This is a genomic window from Virgibacillus sp. 7505 (genome assembly GCF_002272135.1).
In the GTDB taxonomy this organism is placed as follows: domain Bacteria; phylum Bacillota; class Bacilli; order Bacillales; family Amphibacillaceae; genus Terribacillus.
Genome location: NZ_NPBF01000485.1, coordinates 1 through 210, shown reverse-complemented (window position 1 = coordinate 210; position 210 = coordinate 1). Strand labels below are relative to the sequence as shown.

At 53.3% G+C, this 210-nt stretch carries 1 protein-coding gene; it reads left to right on the top strand.

Going from position 1 to position 210, the window contains the following annotated elements; all coding sequences use genetic code 11:
* On the top strand, window positions 1–210 hold a 210-nt coding region (locus CHH91_RS19900; RefSeq protein WP_141234293.1), incomplete at both ends, for a HAMP domain-containing protein.

Below are 210 nucleotides of genomic sequence, written 5' to 3'. Positions count from 1 at the left end.
TACTAGCCCGAACGATCACGATGCCGATTCTTGACATGCGTCGGCAAGCGCTCCGCATGAGCCATGGCGATTTTTCGAGGCAAGTCCGTGTCTACAGTACCGATGAGTTAGGCCAGCTTGCCACTGCGTTTAACGAGTTGACAAATAGGCTCCATGATACGACGTTAATGAGGGACAGGGAGCAGAAGCGTTTGCGTTCGGTATTGGCCC